Source organism: Lentibacillus halophilus, assembly GCF_039522485.1.
GTDB lineage: Bacteria > Bacillota > Bacilli > Bacillales > Amphibacillaceae > Lentibacillus > Lentibacillus halophilus.
The window spans coordinates 1-3,112 of sequence record NZ_BAAADM010000044.1 but is presented as its reverse complement, the minus strand read 5'-3'; the positions used below and the strand labels follow the sequence as shown (position 1 = coordinate 3,112).

The window sequence follows — 3,112 nt, the reverse complement described above, 5'->3', positions numbered from 1 at the left end:
CTTCAATAAATCAAAAGAAATCGGGAGAAAAACGAAGGAATTCCAAGAAAACATTAATTTATTGAGGGAGGGGTATAATGAGCACAAATAGTAAAACGACTGAAGATACGTTAGAGGAACAAAGTAAAATGAATCAAAGAAAAGAGCAATACGACATTATTGCTGGCTTAGGTTGGAAGGGCTTTAGTATAGCCTTTCTTGTGATAATTATAGCCATTGTAATATATGCTGTTTTCTTCCGTTAACAGGCGCAATTCTATAATAAGTAGTGTTTATTCACCGGGTCATATTGTAAAACAAATATTTTATTGCTAAGTAAATGTTTCAGTAAGGATGTATGAAATATGTCTATGAGTATTATTTCCCTAGCATCGATGTTTATATGGATTGCAGTGATTTATGAACTAATTAAACCTTCAAAGGAAGTTAGCTGGCGAAAAACAATACCTTTAATGTCTGCAGGTTCTTTACTGACGTTAGTATTGACCGTTCAAGCCTTTCAAAACGTTCCATTTTTAAATTAGTTTTTTTGCTTTTTTGTTGTAGTTGCTACAATACGATCAGGCGCTTTTCTTGAATATGAATGTGTTTTTCTTGATTAGTAACGGAAGGCGAAGATGTCGTTATTGTCATTCCTTTGCCCAAAACTAGAACTGGATCTATTAAAAACGTATGAAGCAGTGGAATGAAAAGCCAAAAGGGTGAGCACATATGAACGTGTTACAGATAAAGAATCTCCGGATAGAAATGAACCAGGCAGTCCTGCTTGATGGAATCACTTTTGACATTAAACCTTCTTCCGTAACAGCACTTGTCGGTCATAATGGTGCTGGAAAGTCGACACTGTTTAAAACGGTTATGGGCGTAATGGCTAAGTCAGAGGGTGAAATTTGGATTAACGAGAAGTATGGTCAGGATGATGATTTTCTCACCTTTAAGCAACTGATTTCCTATTTGCCGGAAGAGCCACTGCTTTTGACCGAATTGACTGTAATGCAACATTTTCAGTTGTATGCAATGAGTTATGCGGTTCCTGAAGAAAAATTGCAGAATTCACTCGAACGGCTGGTTCCCGGGTTTGAGCTGGAAGACAAATTGGATAAATATCCGGAGGCACTTTCAAAAGGGATGCGACAAAAAGTGCAGACAATCTGTGCATTGCTGCCGGATACGCCACTTCTCTTTATCGACGAGCCGTTTATGGGGCTGGATATTTACGCAATGGAATATTTGGAGGAATTGATTCAAGAAAAGGCGAAAAATGGTACAAGTATTTTGTTGACTTCCCACCAGTTGGAACGTGTAAAGGATATTGCTGAGAATTATATTATGCTGCAGCATGGCAAGATACAAAGTCATGGACCAATAGCCGACTTCCAGACGATCAAACGGAGGTCAGTCGATGAATAGGGGAAGAAGTGAAGCAAATACATATTTTTTCATACGGAAAAGCCGTTTCCGTAAAAAGAAAATAATAAACAAGATGGCAATGGAAGTGATGATTGATAAAACGACAGCTGTTTATTTGGCGCTTCTCGGTGGGTATGTGTTTGCAAGTATATTTATTTTTGGTGATGTGTTGGACAGCTTTCAGGAAGAGTTTTTATTTTTCGAGGCAAATGCACAAAAGGGTTTCTGGGTGATTCTGATAGCGCTGCCGATTCGTTATATTTTCAAGTCATTCGGTGAACCGGGCGTATTATTTTCCAGTACAGAATACCAACTGACATTGCTTCCATACAGTCCAGGGCGAATATGGTTCTATGTATTTCTGGAAAAATTAATGAAGCAATTTCTGATAGGTGCTGTGGCAGCAAGTCTGGTAATCTTATTAACTCCAATTTCCGCATTAATCGTCATTGCTTATTTATCTACCTTTTTATTATATGAAATTGTGTTGACTGTTCCACAATGGGTTCTTTTTCAGAAAGGATTTTGGATTAAAGTAGAATGGCTTGTGGCGGTTTTGATAATCAATGGAATCGGCATATTGTCGGCTTCACCTTTAGTTGGCTTAACTCAGCTTGTACTGATTATTGTGATTAATTATTTTCTGCTTTCACATTCGATATTCGATCGAGTTCAATGGTCCAAGGTAACCGAAGTGAATGATTTTCGGATTTGGAACATGTTCCTGATTTCAACGGCGTCGAAAACAAAGGTTAAGCGCGAGAAGAAGTTCAGTATCTTTCAAAAATCATCAAGGACAAGGAAGCCCTTTCAATCAGATAAATCCATACATAACAGGTTGTGGCGGGTTTATCTGGCCAAAAATTTGCAGCTTCTTTTCCGATTAGTCGGTGCACTTATGCTGATGCTAATCGTATTTATTTTTATGAATGAAATGATTTATCACATCGGAATTGCGGTAGCCATTTATGCTTATGCCACCATCGCAGTCAATTTTTTCAACGACCGGATGCGGGCGGATATTTTGGAGGTTTTGCCATGGAATTTGGTATCATTTAAAAAATCCTATTTTAAGTGGGTTGTTGCTGGTGCATGTTTGGTGTCGAGTCCGATTATAGTACACGCGATGATGAATTTCTCCATGTGGACTCCTATAAAGTTAGTTTTTTACGCTTGTGTTTTTCTGTTTTTTTATCATATAAACATGAACAAAACAATCACCTTACTAGCAAAACAATCGAGTTATTTTCAATTTGAAGACGGTACCGGAGTTTTATTCCTCATTGCAGTTGTGTTCAGTGGAACTTATCCAGCGATAGCACTTGGGTTTGTTATTGTACTGTTAATGCTGAAAAAACAAGTGAATTTTTCACCGTAGTGCGAGTGCCAGGCACCAAAACAATTCAGAATAGTGTGCGTGCTTTGAACGCTCTTCGTCCGCAACAGCGACCGCAATTTTTTCTTTTGATGCGTTTAAACCTACGCATTTTGGGTTATCATACATATAACTAGCTCCTTTCGTATTATGGCTCTGTTTTGGTATGTCTTACTAGTAAGAAAGTATTACCAAATTAACCCACGTCGTTACGATAAGGGGCTAGTTTCGTTCATGATAACTCTTGGCGAATTCCTTAGAAGACCGGTGAAAAACTATATTTTCTATCCATCGAAGATGTAATCAAAGACACGAATTTTTCTCGGA

At 38.0% G+C, this 3,112-nt stretch carries 4 protein-coding genes; all 4 read left to right on the top strand.

The genetic code is table 11. The features are described from left to right. Nucleotides 1-77 precede the first annotated feature (77 nt). The 4 genes from ABDZ72_RS08970 to ABDZ72_RS08955 all read left to right on the top strand — a co-directional run bounded on the left by ABDZ72_RS08970 (nucleotide 78) and on the right by ABDZ72_RS08955 (nucleotide 2,788). Complete coding sequence (locus ABDZ72_RS08970) at nucleotides 78-245, top strand: DUF6366 family protein (RefSeq protein ID WP_343752474.1); 168 nt, start codon at nucleotides 78-80, stop codon at nucleotides 243-245. Nucleotides 246-344: 99 nt separating this feature from the next. Beyond that, entirely contained in the window at nucleotides 345-524 is a 180-nt protein-coding gene (locus tag ABDZ72_RS08965) for a hypothetical protein (protein WP_343752473.1), read from the top strand. Between the two features lie 187 nt (nucleotides 525-711). Continuing rightward, the gene (locus ABDZ72_RS08960) at nucleotides 712-1,410 is read left to right on the top strand and encodes an ABC transporter ATP-binding protein (protein WP_343752472.1); all 699 of its coding nucleotides are present in this window, start codon (nucleotides 712-714) and stop codon (nucleotides 1,408-1,410) included. Then, nucleotides 1,403-2,788, top strand: coding sequence for a hypothetical protein (locus ABDZ72_RS08955; protein WP_343752471.1), 1,386 nt, complete (start codon nucleotides 1,403-1,405; stop codon nucleotides 2,786-2,788). The genes ABDZ72_RS08960 and ABDZ72_RS08955 overlap by 8 nt, the downstream gene beginning before the upstream one ends. The last annotated feature ends 324 nt before the right edge of the window (nucleotides 2,789-3,112 follow it).

What these genes read in the sequence shown, in the direction of transcription:
- ABDZ72_RS08970 (WP_343752474.1), top strand. Translation starts at nt 78, where the DNA reads ATGAGCACAAATAGTAAAACGACTGAAGATACGTTAGAGGAACAAAGT.
- ABDZ72_RS08965 (WP_343752473.1), top strand. Translation starts at nt 345, where the DNA reads ATGTCTATGAGTATTATTTCCCTAGCATCGATGTTTATATGGATTGCA.
- ABDZ72_RS08960 (WP_343752472.1), top strand. Translation starts at nt 712, where the DNA reads ATGAACGTGTTACAGATAAAGAATCTCCGGATAGAAATGAACCAGGCA.
- ABDZ72_RS08955 (WP_343752471.1), top strand. Translation starts at nt 1,403, where the DNA reads ATGAATAGGGGAAGAAGTGAAGCAAATACATATTTTTTCATACGGAAA.